Source organism: Labrenzia sp. 5N, assembly GCF_012395805.1.
In the GTDB taxonomy this organism is placed as follows: Bacteria; Pseudomonadota; Alphaproteobacteria; order Rhizobiales; family Stappiaceae; genus Roseibium; species Roseibium algicola.
Genome location: NZ_JAAZTM010000027.1, coordinates 61,296 through 77,038 on the forward strand (window position 1 = coordinate 61,296; position 15,743 = coordinate 77,038).

19 protein-coding genes and 3 pseudogenes are annotated in these 15,743 nt (G+C 56.4%); 15 read left to right on the plus strand and 7 right to left on the minus strand.

Translation table 11 applies throughout. The features are described from left to right. The first annotated feature begins 55 nt into the window (after positions 1 to 55). Entirely contained in the window at positions 56 to 724 is a 669-nt protein-coding gene (locus tag HEP89_RS29265; protein ID WP_209171670.1) for a L,D-transpeptidase, read from the plus strand. Positions 725 to 901: 177 nt separating this feature from the next. Here HEP89_RS29265 and HEP89_RS29270 read toward each other — a convergent pair whose 3' ends face one another. The 3 genes from HEP89_RS29270 to HEP89_RS29280 all read right to left on the minus strand — a co-directional run bounded on the left by HEP89_RS29270 (position 902) and on the right by HEP89_RS29280 (position 3,356). Then, on the minus strand, positions 902 to 1,843 hold the full coding sequence (locus HEP89_RS29270; protein WP_168693790.1) for a cation diffusion facilitator family transporter: 942 nt from the start codon (positions 1,841 to 1,843) through the stop codon (positions 902 to 904). Further along, positions 1,833 to 2,594 carry a transglutaminase family protein gene (locus tag HEP89_RS29275; protein ID WP_168693791.1) on the minus strand — a complete coding sequence of 254 codons (762 nt, stop codon included), beginning with the start codon at positions 2,592 to 2,594 and terminating at the stop codon, positions 1,833 to 1,835. The genes HEP89_RS29270 and HEP89_RS29275 overlap by 11 nt, the downstream gene beginning before the upstream one ends. 333 nt (positions 2,595 to 2,927) lie before the next feature. Next, positions 2,928 to 3,356, minus strand: coding sequence for a helix-turn-helix domain-containing protein (locus tag HEP89_RS29280; protein WP_168693792.1), 429 nt, complete (start codon positions 3,354 to 3,356; stop codon positions 2,928 to 2,930). A 242-nt stretch (positions 3,357 to 3,598) separates the two neighbouring features. Between HEP89_RS29280 and HEP89_RS29285 the strand changes: the two genes are divergently transcribed. From HEP89_RS29285 to HEP89_RS29960, 14 genes and pseudogenes are all read left to right on the plus strand, one after another. Continuing rightward, positions 3,599 to 3,838: a hypothetical protein gene (locus HEP89_RS29285; protein WP_168693793.1), complete on the plus strand. Its 240-nt coding sequence runs from the start codon at positions 3,599 to 3,601 to the stop codon at positions 3,836 to 3,838. A gap of 4 nt (positions 3,839 to 3,842) precedes the next feature. Continuing rightward, positions 3,843 to 4,265: a disulfide bond formation protein B gene (locus HEP89_RS29290; RefSeq protein WP_168693794.1), complete on the plus strand. Its 423-nt coding sequence runs from the start codon at positions 3,843 to 3,845 to the stop codon at positions 4,263 to 4,265. Continuing rightward, positions 4,262 to 4,921, plus strand: a complete 660-nt coding sequence (locus HEP89_RS29295) for a thioredoxin domain-containing protein (protein ID WP_168693795.1) — start codon at positions 4,262 to 4,264, stop codon at positions 4,919 to 4,921. The genes HEP89_RS29290 and HEP89_RS29295 overlap by 4 nt, the downstream gene beginning before the upstream one ends. 27 nt (positions 4,922 to 4,948) lie before the next feature. Then, positions 4,949 to 5,413, plus strand: coding sequence for a copper chaperone PCu(A)C (locus HEP89_RS29300; protein WP_168693796.1), 465 nt, complete (start codon positions 4,949 to 4,951; stop codon positions 5,411 to 5,413). Then, the gene (locus HEP89_RS29305; protein WP_168693797.1) at positions 5,413 to 6,039 is read left to right on the plus strand and encodes an SCO family protein; all 627 of its coding nucleotides are present in this window, start codon (positions 5,413 to 5,415) and stop codon (positions 6,037 to 6,039) included. The genes HEP89_RS29300 and HEP89_RS29305 overlap by 1 nt, the downstream gene beginning before the upstream one ends. A gap of 183 nt (positions 6,040 to 6,222) precedes the next feature. Continuing rightward, positions 6,223 to 6,678 carry a DUF411 domain-containing protein gene (locus tag HEP89_RS29310; protein ID WP_168693798.1) on the plus strand — a complete coding sequence of 152 codons (456 nt, stop codon included), beginning with the start codon at positions 6,223 to 6,225 and terminating at the stop codon, positions 6,676 to 6,678. A 22-nt stretch (positions 6,679 to 6,700) separates the two neighbouring features. After that, a complete protein-coding gene (lspA, locus tag HEP89_RS29315) occupies positions 6,701 to 7,174 on the plus strand; it encodes a signal peptidase II (RefSeq protein WP_168693799.1) in 474 nt (157 codons plus the stop codon). 283 nt (positions 7,175 to 7,457) lie between these two features. Next, positions 7,458 to 7,979, plus strand: a pseudogene (locus HEP89_RS29320) (helix-turn-helix domain-containing protein); the annotation flags it as partial. Positions 7,980 to 8,057: 78 nt separating this feature from the next. Next, positions 8,058 to 8,495, plus strand: coding sequence for a transposase (locus HEP89_RS29325; protein ID WP_168693800.1), 438 nt, complete (start codon positions 8,058 to 8,060; stop codon positions 8,493 to 8,495). Further along, positions 8,492 to 8,839, plus strand: coding sequence for an IS66 family insertion sequence element accessory protein TnpB (gene tnpB, locus HEP89_RS29330; protein WP_168693801.1), 348 nt, complete (start codon positions 8,492 to 8,494; stop codon positions 8,837 to 8,839). Before HEP89_RS29325 ends, tnpB begins: the two co-directional genes overlap by 4 nt. A 96-nt stretch (positions 8,840 to 8,935) precedes the next feature. Further along, on the plus strand, positions 8,936 to 10,516 hold the full coding sequence (locus HEP89_RS29335) for an IS66 family transposase (protein ID WP_286201100.1): 1,581 nt from the start codon (positions 8,936 to 8,938) through the stop codon (positions 10,514 to 10,516). Beyond that, positions 10,477 to 11,157, plus strand: a complete 681-nt coding sequence (locus HEP89_RS29340) for a plasmid pRiA4b ORF-3 family protein (protein WP_353622323.1) — start codon at positions 10,477 to 10,479, stop codon at positions 11,155 to 11,157. Before HEP89_RS29335 ends, HEP89_RS29340 begins: the two co-directional genes overlap by 40 nt. A 25-nt stretch (positions 11,158 to 11,182) precedes the next feature. Then, positions 11,183 to 11,994 (plus strand): annotated as a pseudogene (locus tag HEP89_RS29345) (ISNCY family transposase); the annotation flags it as partial. Next, positions 11,936 to 12,277: pseudogene (locus HEP89_RS29960) on the plus strand (integrase core domain-containing protein); the annotation flags it as partial. The pseudogenes HEP89_RS29345 and HEP89_RS29960, both read left to right, overlap by 59 nt. Positions 12,278 to 12,388: 111 nt before the next feature. Here HEP89_RS29960 and trbI read toward each other — a convergent pair. The 4 genes from trbI to trbF all read right to left on the minus strand — a co-directional run bounded on the left by trbI (position 12,389) and on the right by trbF (position 15,739). After that, the gene (gene trbI, locus HEP89_RS29360; protein WP_168693804.1) at positions 12,389 to 13,732 is read right to left on the minus strand and encodes an IncP-type conjugal transfer protein TrbI; all 1,344 of its coding nucleotides are present in this window, start codon (positions 13,730 to 13,732) and stop codon (positions 12,389 to 12,391) included. Between the two features lie 11 nt (positions 13,733 to 13,743). Continuing rightward, positions 13,744 to 14,211 (minus strand): conjugal transfer protein TrbH, encoded by a 468-nt coding sequence (locus tag HEP89_RS29365; protein ID WP_075284010.1) that lies wholly within the window; start codon positions 14,209 to 14,211, stop codon positions 13,744 to 13,746. Between the two features lie 2 nt (positions 14,212 to 14,213). Then, the gene (gene trbG, locus HEP89_RS29370; protein WP_139314253.1) at positions 14,214 to 15,011 is read right to left on the minus strand and encodes a P-type conjugative transfer protein TrbG; all 798 of its coding nucleotides are present in this window, start codon (positions 15,009 to 15,011) and stop codon (positions 14,214 to 14,216) included. Between the two features lie 65 nt (positions 15,012 to 15,076). After that, positions 15,077 to 15,739: a conjugal transfer protein TrbF gene (trbF, locus tag HEP89_RS29375; RefSeq protein ID WP_168693805.1), complete on the minus strand. Its 663-nt coding sequence runs from the start codon at positions 15,737 to 15,739 to the stop codon at positions 15,077 to 15,079. Positions 15,740 to 15,743: the final 4 nt, after the last annotated feature.

Sequence of the window (15,743 nt, forward strand, 5' to 3'; positions counted from 1 at the left end):
TTCGGTTGATCTGAAATGTCTTGGCTATTTCCCAAAAAGGACAAGTAGTATCTGAATGACTTACCTCTCAAGAAGATCCTTTCTTTCAGGATCGGCATGCTTTGCTAGCGTCGTTGTTAGCGGATGTGCCTCTGACAGGGCACAAATAAAACCAGTGCCTTATTCTGATGACCCAGCCTACATATCGATGTATGGCGCTATGCCAACCGAGCGGTTTCCGCTACCGGCAATTAACTTGAAAAAAGTTCCAAAGCGTTTCTACCGCCAGCAAGTTGATTACAACACTCCTGAAAAAGTGGGCACACTTGTTGTCGATACGCAAAACTTTTATCTCTACCTGGTTCAGGAAAACAAAAAGGCAATGCGATATGGAGTGGGGCTAGGTCGGGCCGGATTCGAATGGTCAGGACGGGCTCGGATTGCGCGCAAAACTGAGTGGCCCAAATGGACGCCGCCGGACGAAATGATCGAGCGGGAACCGGAACTCGAGAAATGGAGTTGGCAGAATGGTGGCATGCCTCCCGGGTTGGAAAATCCTCTAGGTGCACGCGCGCTTTATATTTTTCAGGGAAACCGCGACACGCTCTATCGCCTACATGGAACTGCGGAATACTGGACAATTGGCACGGCGGTTTCCAGTGGATGCGTCAGATTGATGAACCAAGACATTATCGATCTTTATGGACGCGTACCGGTTGGCTCACCGATTGTAGTTTTGTCGTGAAATGACAACCGACAAGCAATCCAGGATACCGGGGGCAATTTATGACAAATTGTCAGATTGTCCCTGATTACTTTGGGATCCGTTGTTCAGCCGCATGGCCTTAACACCTCACTAAGCCGCGGTTGCTAAACATCGCGGCGACCCGATTTAATTGCACGATGCGTTCACTGCGGAATGTCACGTTTCTTTAAAAGATTGATCATGCCCAAACAACGGAACATCCACTTCGCACACGCCCTCGCGCTCAAACTCCAGAGTGGTATGAACGATGCCGAAGGAATCTGATAGTTTTTCTTTCAGCTCCAACTTGATTGCCTCCAATTGGTTCCACTCAACTTCTTCGACGACTACATGAGCGTCCAGAGCTGGAGCGTTCTCTTCCATCTGCCATAGGTGTACATGATGTACCTCGCGAACCCCAGATGTTGCGCGCAGTAGATCTACGACATCATGTCCTGCGATGTCCAGGGGACTACCCAACATCAACGTTCTGACCGGTCCGCCAATCTCCGCCACTGCCAGATAGAGGATGTAGCCCGCAATACCGATGGTAACAGCGGGGTCGACCCATCGCATATCGAATAGGATGATCAAGGTCCCGCCGACGATTACCGCGACGGACGCCAGAGCATCCGATAAGTTGTGCAAGAACAGGGCACGAATGTTCTGACTTCCCTTTTGCATCGACCAGGTCAGTGCTGCTGTCAAAGCATCTACGCCGAGAGCAAACCCTGCGATAATCACGACCGTCCAGCCCTGGACGTCTGGTGGTTCAATCAGGCGCATTCCTCCTTCATAAATTAGGTAAAGGCCGACGATAATAAGGGTCGTATAATTGATGAGCGCAGCTACTGTTTCTATGCGTCCGTAGCCGAATGTCATACGCTCATCCGCAGGGCGTCGCGCAATCTTGCGGGCAGCGAAGGCAATAATCAGCGCGGCCATGTCTGAAAAATTGTGCAAGGCGTCTGCAATCAGTGCAAGGCTTCCGGCAAGGAGGCCGCCCACTATTTGTGCGATCGTCAGAAGGCCATTTGCCCAAATTGCCACGCCGACTCTGCGGTCGCCGCTTTGAGGATCGAGGTGCACGTGACTATGCCCGTGGTGGTCATGCGGCATCTGCGATACCTCCGTGATCATGGATTGCAGATCTACTGGGCTTTAATCGTCCTGATCGAATGGCACGGACGCGAGTGTTCATCCAGTGACGTATGATGAACCGGTAAAGCAAGCCTCTCACTCGTCCGAATTTTTGCATGTGCTCTGAATAGAATTGATCCGGCGTTTCAAACACACCAAAGTCCTGCTCGATGCCCGTCTCTTGAATGTAGGTGTCATGCCCCTCCCAGCGAACCGGTGGCGCGTCAAGGCAATCGGTGCCCGCACCGAAGCCACACAGGCTCTTGGTTCCGGAAAAGTTTTGCTGGAGAACGCTCAAGAATTTGTCATCTAGAATGAAGCCTTCGAGATTAATCCATTTCCCGTCGAACTCGACCTCGACCCAGGAGTGAAGGATTTCTTGCGGTGCGATCGGAAAGATCAAATCCGGGACGACACCACGTTGCAGCTCCTTGTGAATCATGAACCCTCGCAGGCGGCAAGTGATACCAACACCGCGCAATAGCGCCATTAGGAGCGTTCCCTTGGTGTTGCACTGGCCGTATCCATCTCGAAGTACTTCAGACGCGGGAATGTTGTCCGCCCGATTGTAGCCGAAGGCGATTTCGTTTCGAACAAAGTCGTAGATCGCGCCTATGCGATCGTACTGAGGCAAACGACGCCAGCTCCGATCTTCAGTCAGACGGACAATGGATGGTGCCCTGTAATCGAGTAACTGCGAGGCGGCAAGAAGGGGGGCAGCATCGGGCATATGATTGTTCCTCGTATCGACTGAGGATGAATGTAATTTCTATAGTCACTATAGGTTCAAGAGGTGATCACAAAAAAATCTAGGCTCTAAGCGACGACTGTTGCTCCCTGTCGACGGACAAAATTCCGACGACGCCCATCACTCTGGCTGTTCCACCGTCTCAGCCAGCTAGGAATCCGCGCGTTGTGATGTCTTCGGAATACAGTTTGCGAACTCACCGCCCCGATATCGGTCTCGACCGACGAAAGCCGTTAGGGTGAGACATTGGACTATCATCAGAGCCAAGTAATCAAAAGGCGGGCAAGTTCGGTGAAATGACCGTCAAAGTAATACCTACGCTCCGATCTCGTCGTGATCAGTTAGGCACTCGGAGTGGTCTCGAAGCACCTCAAGTACCCGGCAGTCAGCTGTGCGGCCACCGCTGCATTCATAGACCATTCGCTTCAATTCTGTGTGAAGTGCCTGTAAACGCGCTATGCGCTGCTCCACCTGCTTAAGCTGCCGACGTGCAATGGCATCTGCCATGTCGCAGGGCCGGTTGGGATGATCGCAGAGGTCCAGGAGCTCCCGGATTGCTTCCAATGAAAAACCAAGCTGCCGCGAATGGCGAATAAATGAAAGTTTGTCGAGTTGCTCATTACTATAGCGTCTCTGTCCCCCTTCAGTACGGTCCGGTTCTGGTAGAAGCCCGATCTGTTCGTAATAGCGAATAGTCTGCACTTTCGTGCCTGTTTTCTTTGCAAGACCGCCGATCGAGAGCATGGGTTAGTTATCCAAATACCAAAGTGTACGGGCCAAAAAGGACTTTCAGCAGCGCCGAACCTAAGCCAATTGCATCCGCGCGACAATCAAGCACGTCCCCAAAAGAGAGCTTGAACCTCTAGTGGCTTTAGGAATTATACGAGTACCGAAAAAGGTAAAATCAGTAGTCAGGTTCGCTTGCCGCATTCGAACTGTTTGACCTCCAAACGTGTCCAAACTCTGAGGTTTTCAGGGCGTGCCGGATGCTGGAGGTCGTGTTTTTTGGCAACCAAAGTCTTGCTGCTCCATCGGAAGCCCACGCAATGATAGACATTCTTGCACCGGTGTTAACCAAGGTACAAACGATCAACACCTCGATCGGTTCTGACCGGAACGCGCCTTTGAAACCGGCAATTGATTTACCGCCATTTGTCAGGGATAGCATTTGGTTCAACGACATGCCCGGCGAAGAGGTCTCCACCAATCTAGAAGAGGGGATCTGACTTTATGGCCCGCTTTTCCGGAGAGATGGCCCTAGTCCTTGCCTGGATCGTTTCACTCGTCGCCACACTCGCAGTATTGTTCATCGGCGAAGTGTTGGGCCAGACGCCTTGCGTGCTCTGTTGGTTTCAGCGTGCCTTTATGTTTCCGCTGGTTGTTGTCCTTGGTTTTGGTCTTTGGTGGCATGACCGCCGAGTTGGACGCTACGGTTTAGTGTTGGCAGTTGGAGGCGGAGCCGTCGCACTCTGGCACCTAGGCCTTTATACAGGCCTAATTCCTGAGCCCATTCAACCATGCTCTGCAACCGGTCCTTCCTGCACTGACTCCGACCAATTGTTCCTCGGCGTTCCCATCCCGTTGATGGCGCTCGTTGCGTTCGCTCTCATCGGCCTGTTGTCCGCCCTGTCACTCAAGGAGACACATAAATGAAACGCCGCGCCTTGATCTTGTCTGTGCTCGCACTTGGCAGTGCCAGCTTCGTCGGTGCCGCCTGGTATGTGAAACGCCAAGCGCCTTTGGAGAGTGCCCAATCTCTCGTCTCAGAGGGCAACGAGGTCCTTGTTCGGCCCTACTCACCAGTCCTTGGGCCAGAAAACGCACCGGTCACAATTGTCGAGTTCTTCGACCCCGCCTGTGAGGCCTGTCGCGCGTTTCATCCAATTGTGAAAGACCTCTTGGCGCAGCATGAACCCGCGGTTCGTGTCGTGATGCGTTACACGCCATTTCACGGTGCGGCATCAGAAGAAGCAATCCGAATCCTCGAAGCCGCACGAATGCAAGGTGTCTTCGAGCCTGTGCTGGAGGCTGTTTTGCGCGAACAGCCCAGGTGGGCTTCGCACGGCTCCCCACAGCCAGGTTTGATACTCGGAATTGCCGTGGCCGCAGGTCTTGATGCAGAGGCCGCGCGTACACAAATGCTTGCACCCGACGTCGTTGGGATCCTCAACCAAGACCGTGCGGACGTCGAAGCTGTTGGGGTGCGGCAGACACCAACATTCTTCGTAAACGGAAAGCCGTTGGATCCATTCGGCGATGTTGAGCTGCGGCGCCTGGTTTCGGCGGAAGTTGCTGCGGTTCAAAACTGAACAGCGATCTACAAAGGAAGAACGGCAATGAGAATGGTACTGTCCCAAACGCTGGCCGCACTCGTAATAATCATAGGGTTCTCTGCCGCCTCCGTGGCAGGCTCAGACAAAGTGCTAATTGAGGATGCATGGTCTCGCGCATCCATCGGTACCAGTCGTCCCGGTGTGGCCTACATGAAAATCCGTAATACCGGCGACCTTGCAGTAACGCTGAGAAGCATTGGTACGGATATTGCGCTGAAACCTGAAATTCACCGGACATCAACGACTAACCAAGGTGTGAGCTCCATGACGCCTGTCGGCGAAATCGAAATTGCTCCGGGAAAAGCAGTGATTCTGGAACCAGGAGGACTTCATGCGATGCTGATGGGGCTGCAACGGAAAATGACCGAGGGTGAAAGTTTCCTTATGACCCTGGCTTTTTCCGATGGTGGTGAAGTAACAGTCGAGATTCCAATCCTTGGCATCGCCGCACGTGGACCCGAGAGCTGATGCGGCAACGGCGTTTGCTTGAGTATGGCGTGCTTGGCGTCGCGGCAATCAGCTTTATTCTTTTCGTCGGCTGGTGGCGTGTCGATGGTCCGGGTGCACCGGAACCTTCCGATCGGCGTCCCCTTGATTTTCCTGCGATGGAGTTTCGGCTCACTGACCACGCAGGAAACGCGGTGGGCCCTGAAGTCCTAACCGGCCGCGCGACGATGGTGTTTTTCGGTTTCACTTTCTGTCCCGACGTTTGCCCCACCACGCTCTCGGACATATCGAGTTGGCTTGAGATGATGGGCGAGGACTCGGACCAACTTAATGTGATTTTCATTACAGTTGACCCCGAACGCGATACCGTCGACGCAATGGCTGAGTATGTGGGTTACTTTGACGCGAACATCCGGGGTTGGACCGGAACGAATGAGCAAATCGCGGTAGCGGCAGATATGTTCCGGGTCACCTATGAAAAGGTACCGACAGACGGTGAAGACTACACCATGAACCATACCGCGAGCGTCTTCTTGTTCAAAGCAGACGGTCAGTTTTCTGGGGCTATCGACTACCACGAGACCCGAGAAACCGCAGTGCCCAAAATTCGCCGCGCAATGACTGAAAAAGAGGAAGTGCCTCAATGAGCAAGAGGTATCTGATGAATGTCGGTGTGGCTTCAACGGTCCACTCGCCAAACTGATCCATACTCAAGGAGCGTCTTAACGGATGCTCCCCGGGCTGCAAGCGAACAGTGCCGGCATCCCCAAACCGCATCACCGCTTCTTGGCTATAAGTGCATTCGATCCATAACGAAAAGGCTCTGCTCCATGAAAAAATGTCTCACTGCTCTCATGTTCACTCTTGCATTGTCGTCATCTACGCAGGCTTTCGCTGACCAAAGTCTAGTCGAGGTCCGCAAGACCAACGGTTGCGGCTGTTGCCTGGCTTGGATGGAGCATCTTGAGGAAAATGGTTTCAATACGACCGGCGAGGACATGTTTGCCGGACCGTTGACGCGGTTCAAGATCGACAATGGCGTGCCCCAGCGAATGGCCTCTTGCCACACGGCACTTGTTGACGGCTATGTAATCGAGGGTCATGTGCCAGCGACCGATATTGGCCGTCTGCTATCAGAACGTACAGACGCGATTGGTCTCGCCGTGCCCGAGATGCCGCTCGGCTCACCGGGCATGGACCAGAGTGACGTGCGAGAAGCCTATGATGTGTTCCTCATTCAGCGGGACGGTTCGACGGAAATCTTCGCGAGTTATGCCAGCAATTGAGTGCACCTAAAGGATAGCAAAGATGAGACCAATTCTGCTGGTCGGGTTGGCAGGCGTTGCAATTGCGTTCTTTGTGGATCAGGTATCGAAGTCGATTATCGTCGCAAACAAAGCTAGTTTGACACCCAGTGTCTCCGTCTTTCCTGGTTTCAATCTTACTTACTTGCAGAACAGCGGCGTGTCATTTGGACTGCTGGGTGAAGCGCCCTGGTTTGTTCTTGTCGGGCTGGCGATTGCCGTTTGCGTCTGGTTGTCGGTGCTTTTGATCCGTGCAGAAAGCAGGTTCGAGGCCCTGGCTTATGGAATGATCATTGGTGGTGCTCTCGGAAATGTCACGGATCGGCTGCGATATCGCGCAGTGACTGACTTCCTTGACTTCTACTTACGCGCAGCACATTGGCCGTCCTTCAATATGGCCGATGTTTTCGTGGTCGGCGGCGTGGGATTGTTACTTCTTTCTCCGTGGTTGGCCGCTCGACATGCTGGTTCCAGCTGAGACAGTGTAGCGTTCTTTCAATAGAATTTACGCGACCCGCATACATAAAATCAGCAGGCATGAGGTCCCGAATAAGATGCGCATTTGATCTGGTCGAGGTTGTTGCGGCTGCAAAGCTCTCAAAAAAGAGCATTCGCATTTCTATCGGGCTACGCATGTCGCACGCCTATTTAGCTTTGACATCATTTGTAAGCGCCAAGTTAGAATTTCACGGTCGGTCTATTCAGGATGTCACACTTCCCGCTTTGTTGAGCGTTGGGAGTTTGGGCATGGATGGGTTTTGATGAGTGAGCGAGATTTGAATCGGGTCGAGATCCTGGCGCAGGTTGATGACGGCCATATCAACGTCACGACTGCGGCCAATCTAATGAACATGTCCAGGCGGCACGTTTATCGTCTGTTGGCCCGGTTCCGCTCCGAAGGTCCTGGCGGGATCCGTCATCGTGCCAGAGGCCGCCGCCCAAACATCGCCATCCATCCCGTCAAGCGTGAGTATGCGATGACATTGGTGCGCGAGCGCGACGAAGACTTTGGCCCGACGCTGGCGGCCGAGATGCTTTTGGAACATCACGGTTTCAAGGTCGGCCGGGAGACGCTGCGCCAGTGGATGATCGAGCATGGTCTGTGGCTGTCCCGCAAGCAGCGCCGGCGGTTCCATCAGCCACGGCTGCGCCGGGAATGCTTTGGCGAGCTGGTGCAGATCGACGGCAGCGAGCACCGCTGGTTCGAGGAGCGTGGCGACCCGTGCACGTTGCTGGTGTTCATCGACGATGCCACCAGCACCTTGATGGAACTGCGGTTTGTCGTACCCCTCCGGTGAAGGCCGTCTTGCTGGCGTAGGCTGAAGACTGTCAGTCCTAGTGGTAGCACTAGGAGTAGTCATATGACCAAGCAGCATATTGAGGTGATCACGTCAGTGGAGCGGCGCCGGCGATGGTCGCAGGAAGACAAGGAGCAACTTGTAGCGGCGTGCCTCGAACCGGGCGCAAGCGTGTCGGAGATTGCCCGGGCGGCGGGTTGCCACGTGAGCCAGTTATTTCGGTGGCGCAAACAACTCTGCACGATCTCTGACGGCCGGACGGCTGCTGATCACGGGACACCCGCACCGACATCTTCACCTGAGTTTGTCCCGGTAACGATCTCCGATGCCGGGTCTTTGCCGGCCCCTTGTCAATCACCGGAACCAACTCCGCCACCACGTTCGCGGCGTAAGCCGAGCGTTGTGACGATCGAGTTGGGCCGGGGTAAACGGGTCCGGGTCGACAGTGATATCGACACGGAAGCTCTGGGACGCATTCTCGATCTTCTGGAGCGGCGATGATCCCGGTCCCGAGCGGTGTGAAGGTCTGGCTCGCGACAGGCCATACGGATATGCGCAGAGGCTTTCCCGGCCTGTCGCTAATGGTTCAGGAGACACTGAGGCTGGATCCGATGAGCGGGCACCTGTTTGTTTTCCGCGGCCGGAGCGGAGGCTTGATCAAGGTGATCTGGCACGATGGCCAGGGAGCATGCCTGTTCACGAAGAAGTTGGAACGCGGACGGTTTATCTGGCCATCGGCCGCGGACGGGACGGTATCCATCACCCCGGCTCAGCTCGGTTATCTGCTGGAAGGCATCGACTGGCGCATGCCGCAAAAAACCTGGCGGCCAAGCGCGGCGGGATAGTGGATAGCGCTGGCATGGTGGGAGCGAATATGATTCCATCCCGCCATGCTCGATGCGGCCGAACACCTTCCCGACGACCTTGCCAGTGCGCACGCGATGATCCTCGCGGAGCGTGCGGCCCGCCGTGAAGCTGAGGCACTCGCGGCCCGTGCCCAGGCGGTAAACTCGCACTCGGAAGCCCTGATCGCCCGGCTGAAGCTGGAGATCGAGAAGCTCAAGCGGGAGATCTACGGACACCGTTCGGAGCGCAAGGCCCGCCTTCTAGAGCAGTTGGAATTGCAGCTCGAAGAGCTAGAGGCCGATGCAGCCCAGGACGAGCTGGCGGCGGAAGCCGCGGCACGTTCATCGACCGTCAAGGCGTTTGAACGCAGGCGCCCGTCAAAGAATCCGTTTCCGGAGCATTTGCCGCGCGAGCGTGTGGTTGTCGCCGCGCCGGAGAGTTGCCCGTGCTGCGGGTCCGCAAAGCTGGCCAAGCTCGGTGAGGATGTCACCGAGACGCTGGAAGTGATCCCGCGCCAGTGGAAGGTGATCCAGACCGTTCGCGAGAAGTTCACCTGCCGGGACTGCGAGAAGATCACTCAGCCGCCAGCTCCGTTCCATGTGACGCCGCGCGGCTTTGCGGGTCCGAACCTTCTGGCAATGATCCTCTTCGAGAAGTTTGCCCAGCATCAGCCGCTGAACCGGCAGAGCGAGCGTTACTCGCGCGAGGGCATCGATCTCAGTCTGTCGACGCTGGCCGACCAGGTCGGAGCCTGCGCGGCGGCTCTTAAGCCGGTGCATTCGCTGATCGAGGCGCATGTACTGAGTGCCGAGAGGTTGCACGGCGACGACACCACCGTGCCGATCCTTGCCAAGGGTAAGACTGATACCGGTCGCATCTGGACCTATGTCCGCGACGATCGCCCGTTCGGAGGGCAATCTCCGCCGGCAGCCCTTTACTATGCCTCTCGCAACCGGCGCCAGGAACACCCCGAGCGCCATCTGAGGAGCTTCGCCGGTATTCTGCAAGCTGACGCCTACAGCGGCTACAATCCGCTGTTCAAGGTGGACCGTGATCCTGGTCCGCTGACCCAGGCGCTGTGCTGGTCACATGCGCGCCGCAAGTTCTTCGTGCTTGCCGACATCGCCACCAACGCCAGGCGCAGAAAGAACGCCGCACCGATCTCACCGATTGCGCTGGAGGCAGTCACGCGCATCGATGCCTTGTTCGACATCGAGCGCGAGATCAACGGGCTCGCTGCCGGTGAACGCCTGGAGCGGCGGCTCAGGGACAGCGTTCCGCTTGTCGAAGGTCTTGAGGAATGGCTGCGGGCCGAGCGGAACAAGCTGTCGCGCAGCTCCCCGGTTGCCGAGGCGATCGATTACATGCTGAAGCGTTGGGACGGCTTCACCACCTTCCTGCACGACGGCCGGATCTGCCTGACGAACAATGCGGCCGAACGGGCACTGCGCGGCTTTGCCCTCGGCAGGAAGTCATGGCTGTTCGCGGGATCGGATCGCGGTGCCGACCGCGCCGCCTTCATGGCGACACTGCTCAACTCGGCGAAGCTCAACGCCGTCGACCCGCAAGCCTGGCTTGCCGATGTCCTCGCCCGCATCGCCGAAACGCCTGTTTCCCAGGTCGAGGGACTGCTGCCTTGGAACTGGAAGGCGAAATCTGCGAGATCGGCGGCATGAGCAAATCACCGAAAACCGCAGCATCCGACAGCATAAACGAGATCGCAACGGTCCGCATCGAATTGCAGGATACCGATCCCCTGATCTGGCGCGAGGTCGAAGTGCCGACCTCGATCACGTTGAAAGTGCTGCACGACGTCATCCAGGCCGTGATGGGCTGGTTCGACCACCATCTCTGGGAGTTCACTGTCGGCAAGCAAAGATACGGTCTGCCGACGGGCAAGGATTGGGGGACGGAGCCACGCAAGGAGGCGGCGAAGGTGCGTCTGCGCGACATCCTGAAGCCTCGCAAGACGATGATCGATTACCTCTACGACTTCGGTGACAGCTGGGAGCATCGGCTCACGGTGACCGACGTCAGAACCGGCGATCCGGACGCCTCCTATCCCCGCTATGTCGGCGGCAACAGAAACGCACCGCCGGAGGATTGCGGCGGAACCCCTGGCTTCTACGACATGCTCGACGCGCTGGCCGATCCGAGCCATCCCAATCACGCCGACGCAACTGAATGGGCCGACGAATACAACCCGGTCACAATCGACGAACTTCCGATCAAATATGCGCTTTTGCGCATCGCAAACCGCCGCAATGCCGCCAAAGTGCGATTGACCAAGAATACCCGCTCGAAACCCAACAACTGATCAAACCGCAATCGCCGCGGTGCTCACCGGACGGTTACGGTTTGTCCGCTCGGAAAGCGCCTTCAGCTATTTCGAGGCACTGGAATCCTATCTGACCCATCACGGCCGACCTGTTGCATTCTACTCCGACAAGCATTCCGTTTTCCGGGTCAACAAGGCAGATTCCAAAGGCGGCCAGGGCATGACCCAGTTCGGCCGGGCCTTGTCGGAGCTCAACATTGAGATTCTGTGTGCAAACTCAAGCCAGGCCAAGGGCCGTGTCGAGCGCGCCAACCGTACCCTTCAGGACAGGCTCGTGAAGGCCCTGAGACTGGCTGACATCGGAACGATCGAAGACGCCAACCGATCCTGCCAACATACATCGAACGCTACAACGCGCAGTTTTCCAAGGTTCCTGCCCGGCCTGACAATCTTCATCGGGGGCTCAAGGTGGAGCCGGACCGTCTTCAGGACATCCTGTGCTGGAAGGAGAAGCGGTATGTGACAGCACAGCTGGCTGTTTCCTACGAGCGCAAGCGGCTGATCCTGGAAGAGAACGAGGTGACAACAGCCCTGCCCGGCAAATATGTCGAGACACGTCAGTTTGCCGACGGCCGTCTTGATGTTCTCTGGAACGGGGTTTGCCTGCCGTTCAAGGTGTTCGACACGGGCCAGCGGGTTTCGCATGCGGCAATTACCGAGAATAAGCGTCTCGGTGATGTCCTATCCTGGATGAAGGAACAACAGGAAGCCAACCTGCGACCGCCGAAGGTCAAGTCGTCGAGCGAGAAAGGCGGATACCCGCAAGGTTCTGTCCTGGCGCATCTCCAACACGCTGGAGGCGGACTTTTGCGTTGAAGCGTTGAACGAAGCAATCCACCGGTTCGGCACCCAGATCTCGATGGACGGTAAGGGCCGTTGCCTCGACAACATCTTCATCAAGCGCTTGTGACGGTCCTTGAAGTATGAATGTGTCAATCTGCACGCTTGGGAGACAGGATCGCAGGCCAAAGCCGGCGTGGCAAAATGGATCTCCTTTTACTATCACCAGCGGCCTCACGCCGCCCATGGCGCACAGCCGCCCGCCGTGGTCTACTTCACTCAAACCGAAACCGACCAGCAGGGACAGAGAGTAGCTTAATCTATCCCGGAAACTGTCCAAGGGTTGGGACGTACCTCACTTATGGCCGAGCCCAACCAGTCCCGGAAACTTTTGGCCATCGAACGGTCGCCTTCTCACATTCCAGAATTTTCAGCCATATTTTCCCGGAAAGATGATGTCCTGATCGACCAAGATGTTGAAATTATGCCCCGGTCGGATCTGCAGTGTCGGCTGGACATCGAGGTTCTTGCTAATAGTCCGCTCAACCACCCTGCCGAACACTTCCGCAAAGTTTCGGCGGGCAGCATCGGACGCAGTCTCCTGGGTGGCAAGCGTAGAGCTTTCCGGTACTGCCATATCGATCCCCGTTCCGATAATCGCAAGAAGTGCTGCGGATCCAAAAGTCCGAAGGTAATGATTGTTCACCTTGTCCTTGAAACCGCCATAGCCTTCACCATCGACTCCCCCCATTGAGCCGATCTGCAAGGTGGCGCCGTTCGGGAAGACAACATCCGTCCAGACGACCAACACACGGTTCTGACCGAACGACACGTCGGAATCGTACCGGCCGAACAGCTTGGTTCCCTGGGGGATCAGAAGATGGTGTCCGGTTGCGCTGTCATAGACGTTCTGTCGGACCTGGCCAGTGATCCGGCCAGGGAGGTCTGAATTGATGCCGGTAATCAACGTTGCCGGGATCACGGATCCACGCTTCAGTTCATAAGGCGATTGCTGTGGAACCACGCGGTTCGCGAGATATCCAGCCTCGGCAATGTCTTGGTTGAAAAAGGCTTGTTTGCCGTATTGTCCGTTTGGATCAGCATTGGCAGTCCCGCCTTGAGCCGCCTGCAAGGCAGCCGACAGGAGATCAGGTGATGTTGGACCTCGTGTAAAGGTGCCGTTGCCCGTTTGATTGCCCTGGGTGGTTTGAATCCCCTGCCCCTGGCCTTGTAGTTCGCCGAGGTTCACGGTGGTGGGGCTGTCATTGGCGGCATCGATTGATTGAAGCCGCTTCATCCGCTGCCGATGCATCTCCTGGAGTTGTTGTTCCTCAAACCGCTGGTCCAGTTGAGCACGCCAATCCGGTTCTGATTGCTGCGGAGCCGAGACCTCGTCGGGTTTGCCTGGTTCCGGTTGAAACGGGTTCCCGAAAGGTCTCTGCTGTTGAACCTTCTCCGGAACCGCGGCTCTGACCGGGTCTGGTTGAACCCCTGCAATAAGCTGACTGGGGGGATCTATGACGCCATTGCTGATTCCGGCTTTGAGCTGATCCGCAAAGCCACTCGCCGGCGCGCCGCCTTCGTCTCCGGCAAAATTGTCCCCGGAGTTGATGCCACGGTTGGCAAGGCCGATGATGATCACGACGCCGAACACGACGATAAGCCCGACGAACAAGACAATGGGAAGTTTGTTCAGGCGCCGTATCTTGGGAGCTTCGTCATCGGGCCGGATATCGCCACCCGCCAGATGCACGTTCGATTCCGAATTGCTCATGAGTGCCGCCTCTAGACAGTTCTGGTCAAAACGGAAACCGGGCTCGTCGGTGATGCTCCGGTTGGCGTTGCCTGATAGGTCCGTGCCAATTCGACAGTTGGCGTGGTGAGACGAGCGAAGATTTGCCCCGCATCGGAGTCGATCGTGTAGGCCAGGGGAATGATGGTATCGCCCGATGGCTGTTGATCCGCTTCGGCTACCGCATACCCCCATTCCCGCAGAGAGCTTTCCAGGGCCAGGGCGAACTCTGAATTGTCGGCTTTTAGGAAGATGGTTCCCGTTCCTGCTCCGACATGCTCGGAGAGTTTCGCCACTATGTCGCCGGCGACGATGCTCGCAGCGGAAGGAGACAGATTGGCGGCGTCAATGCTTGTTGTTGGGTTGAACCAACCGCTTTGTGATGTCATGCAGCCAGCCATCGGAGTTGCGAGGGCCGAAATGCTGATGGCTTTCAAAATTGAGCGGCGCGTGTACAACATGGTCACCCTCCCCTGTTGATACGGATTTTTTGCTGGCTGTAGCCAACACCGGAAACGAGCACCGCCTGGTCGATCATGTAGTCCACGATCATGAGGCTGCCCTTCAGGCGATAATTGACGATCTGGTTCTGTCCACCGGCGGTGATATAAAGAACCGGGGCATCACCGGACGCCATTCCATTTGGAAATTGGATGTAGGTCTTGAGACCGTCCGAATAGACGCGGGTCGGCCGCCAGCGCGCTTGACCATGAATATTGAATTTGAAGTCCAGGTTTTCGGCCGGGACGCCGGCGCCCGGGATGATGCTCGTCTCAAGCTGACGATTGGCAGCTTCGAACTTGGCCTGGATATCTTCCGGGTAATCGAAGCCTACCCGGGCCATGTAACGGTGACTGTCGCTTTGAAGTTTGATCTGATAGGTGCGCCTCGATGTCGTCACCACCATCGATGTGACGAGCCCGGGTTCTGTCGGCTTGATGATCAGGTGAACCGAGTTTCCGGTGGGGCCCCCGGATGTTGCAGGATCCACTTTCCAGCGAACCGTATCCCCGACCATGACATTGCGAACAGCTTCCCCGGGCTGCAATTCGATGTCGCAGACCTGCAGGGGAGCACAGACAACGGTTGGCTGGACCTGGCCATAGAGATAGATCACCTTGCCGTCCGGACCTTTGGTGATGACGCCGCGGCCGTTACGCCAGTCGCTCGACAGACCGAGGGCCCGCAGTTCCTTTGCTGTGTAGTCAGCAGCCAAGGATTGAACAGGCAAGGCGGTGATGGCAGCTGCGGCCGCGAACAAGCATAAGCCCGCGTGCCGTCTGGTTTTCCGAAACATTCTTCTTACTTTCTGAGCGCGTGGATTGCTTACAGTTGAGCGGTCCAGTCGAAGTCCTTGAGATAAAGGCCGATCGGATTAAGCCGGATGATCGCTTCGTCCTGTGGAGGCGAGAGCGTGACATTTGCTACCCCGCGCCAGCGCTTCGTTTGAAGCTCCTTGCCCTTCCGGTCCCGTTCGATCTCGGTCCAGTCGATCTGATAGGATTGATTGGAGAGCGGCACGATGCTGGTCACCTCGACGGACACGGTGCGGGACTGCGCCCGATCGAACGGAGAGTTCGTCCGGTAGAAGTTGTTGACCTTCTGGGTGGCGACATCTGTCTGCCGGAGCATTGCGTAGACCCGGTCGATGTAGCCCTTCGCAACGACCGTATCCGGCGTGACAGAACGGAAGTTAGCAATCCAGGCTCCGAGCATGGAGCGAACGACGCGTTCGTCGGCATATTCGATCTGAGCCGGGAACCCGCCGATCGCAGGCGTGCCGAGTTTGTCCACCTCGACGATATACGGGACCAGTTTGACCTGGGTGCTCTGGTAGAGTGCGAAGCCGAAGCCGATTGTCGCCATCGCCAGGGAAATAAGACCGACACCTTGCCAGACGCGGGCAGTGCGGATGTAGGAGCCGTATCGTTCGTTCCATTCCATCCGTGCGGCAAGATAGGGATTATCAATTGGAGTATGTTTTGCCATCTAA

Bases quoted from the DNA above. Each gene is read 5' to 3' on its own strand.
- HEP89_RS29270 (WP_168693790.1), bottom strand. From the start codon at position 1,843: ATGCCGCATGACCACCACGGGCATAGTCACGTGCACCTCGATCCTCAA.
- HEP89_RS29290 (WP_168693794.1), top strand. From the start codon at position 3,843: ATGGCCCGCTTTTCCGGAGAGATGGCCCTAGTCCTTGCCTGGATCGTT.
- HEP89_RS29335 (WP_286201100.1), top strand. From the start codon at position 8,936: ATGATCCTCGCGGAGCGTGCGGCCCGCCGTGAAGCTGAGGCACTCGCG.
- HEP89_RS29300 (WP_168693796.1), top strand. From the start codon at position 4,949: ATGAGAATGGTACTGTCCCAAACGCTGGCCGCACTCGTAATAATCATA.
- trbI (WP_168693804.1), bottom strand. From the start codon at position 13,732: ATGAGCAATTCGGAATCGAACGTGCATCTGGCGGGTGGCGATATCCGG.
- HEP89_RS29365 (WP_075284010.1), bottom strand. From the start codon at position 14,211: ATGTTGTACACGCGCCGCTCAATTTTGAAAGCCATCAGCATTTCGGCC.
- HEP89_RS29295 (WP_168693795.1), top strand. From the start codon at position 4,262: ATGAAACGCCGCGCCTTGATCTTGTCTGTGCTCGCACTTGGCAGTGCC.
- HEP89_RS29280 (WP_168693792.1), bottom strand. From the start codon at position 3,356: ATGCTCTCGATCGGCGGTCTTGCAAAGAAAACAGGCACGAAAGTGCAG.
- HEP89_RS29305 (WP_168693797.1), top strand. From the start codon at position 5,413: ATGCGGCAACGGCGTTTGCTTGAGTATGGCGTGCTTGGCGTCGCGGCA.
- HEP89_RS29275 (WP_168693791.1), bottom strand. From the start codon at position 2,594: ATGCCCGATGCTGCCCCCCTTCTTGCCGCCTCGCAGTTACTCGATTAC.
- HEP89_RS29265 (WP_209171670.1), top strand. From the start codon at position 56: ATGACTTACCTCTCAAGAAGATCCTTTCTTTCAGGATCGGCATGCTTT.
- lspA (WP_168693799.1), top strand. From the start codon at position 6,701: ATGAGACCAATTCTGCTGGTCGGGTTGGCAGGCGTTGCAATTGCGTTC.
- HEP89_RS29310 (WP_168693798.1), top strand. From the start codon at position 6,223: ATGAAAAAATGTCTCACTGCTCTCATGTTCACTCTTGCATTGTCGTCA.
- tnpB (WP_168693801.1), top strand. From the start codon at position 8,492: ATGATCCCGGTCCCGAGCGGTGTGAAGGTCTGGCTCGCGACAGGCCAT.
- trbF (WP_168693805.1), bottom strand. From the start codon at position 15,739: ATGGCAAAACATACTCCAATTGATAATCCCTATCTTGCCGCACGGATG.
- HEP89_RS29285 (WP_168693793.1), top strand. From the start codon at position 3,599: ATGCTGGAGGTCGTGTTTTTTGGCAACCAAAGTCTTGCTGCTCCATCG.
- HEP89_RS29325 (WP_168693800.1), top strand. From the start codon at position 8,058: ATGACCAAGCAGCATATTGAGGTGATCACGTCAGTGGAGCGGCGCCGG.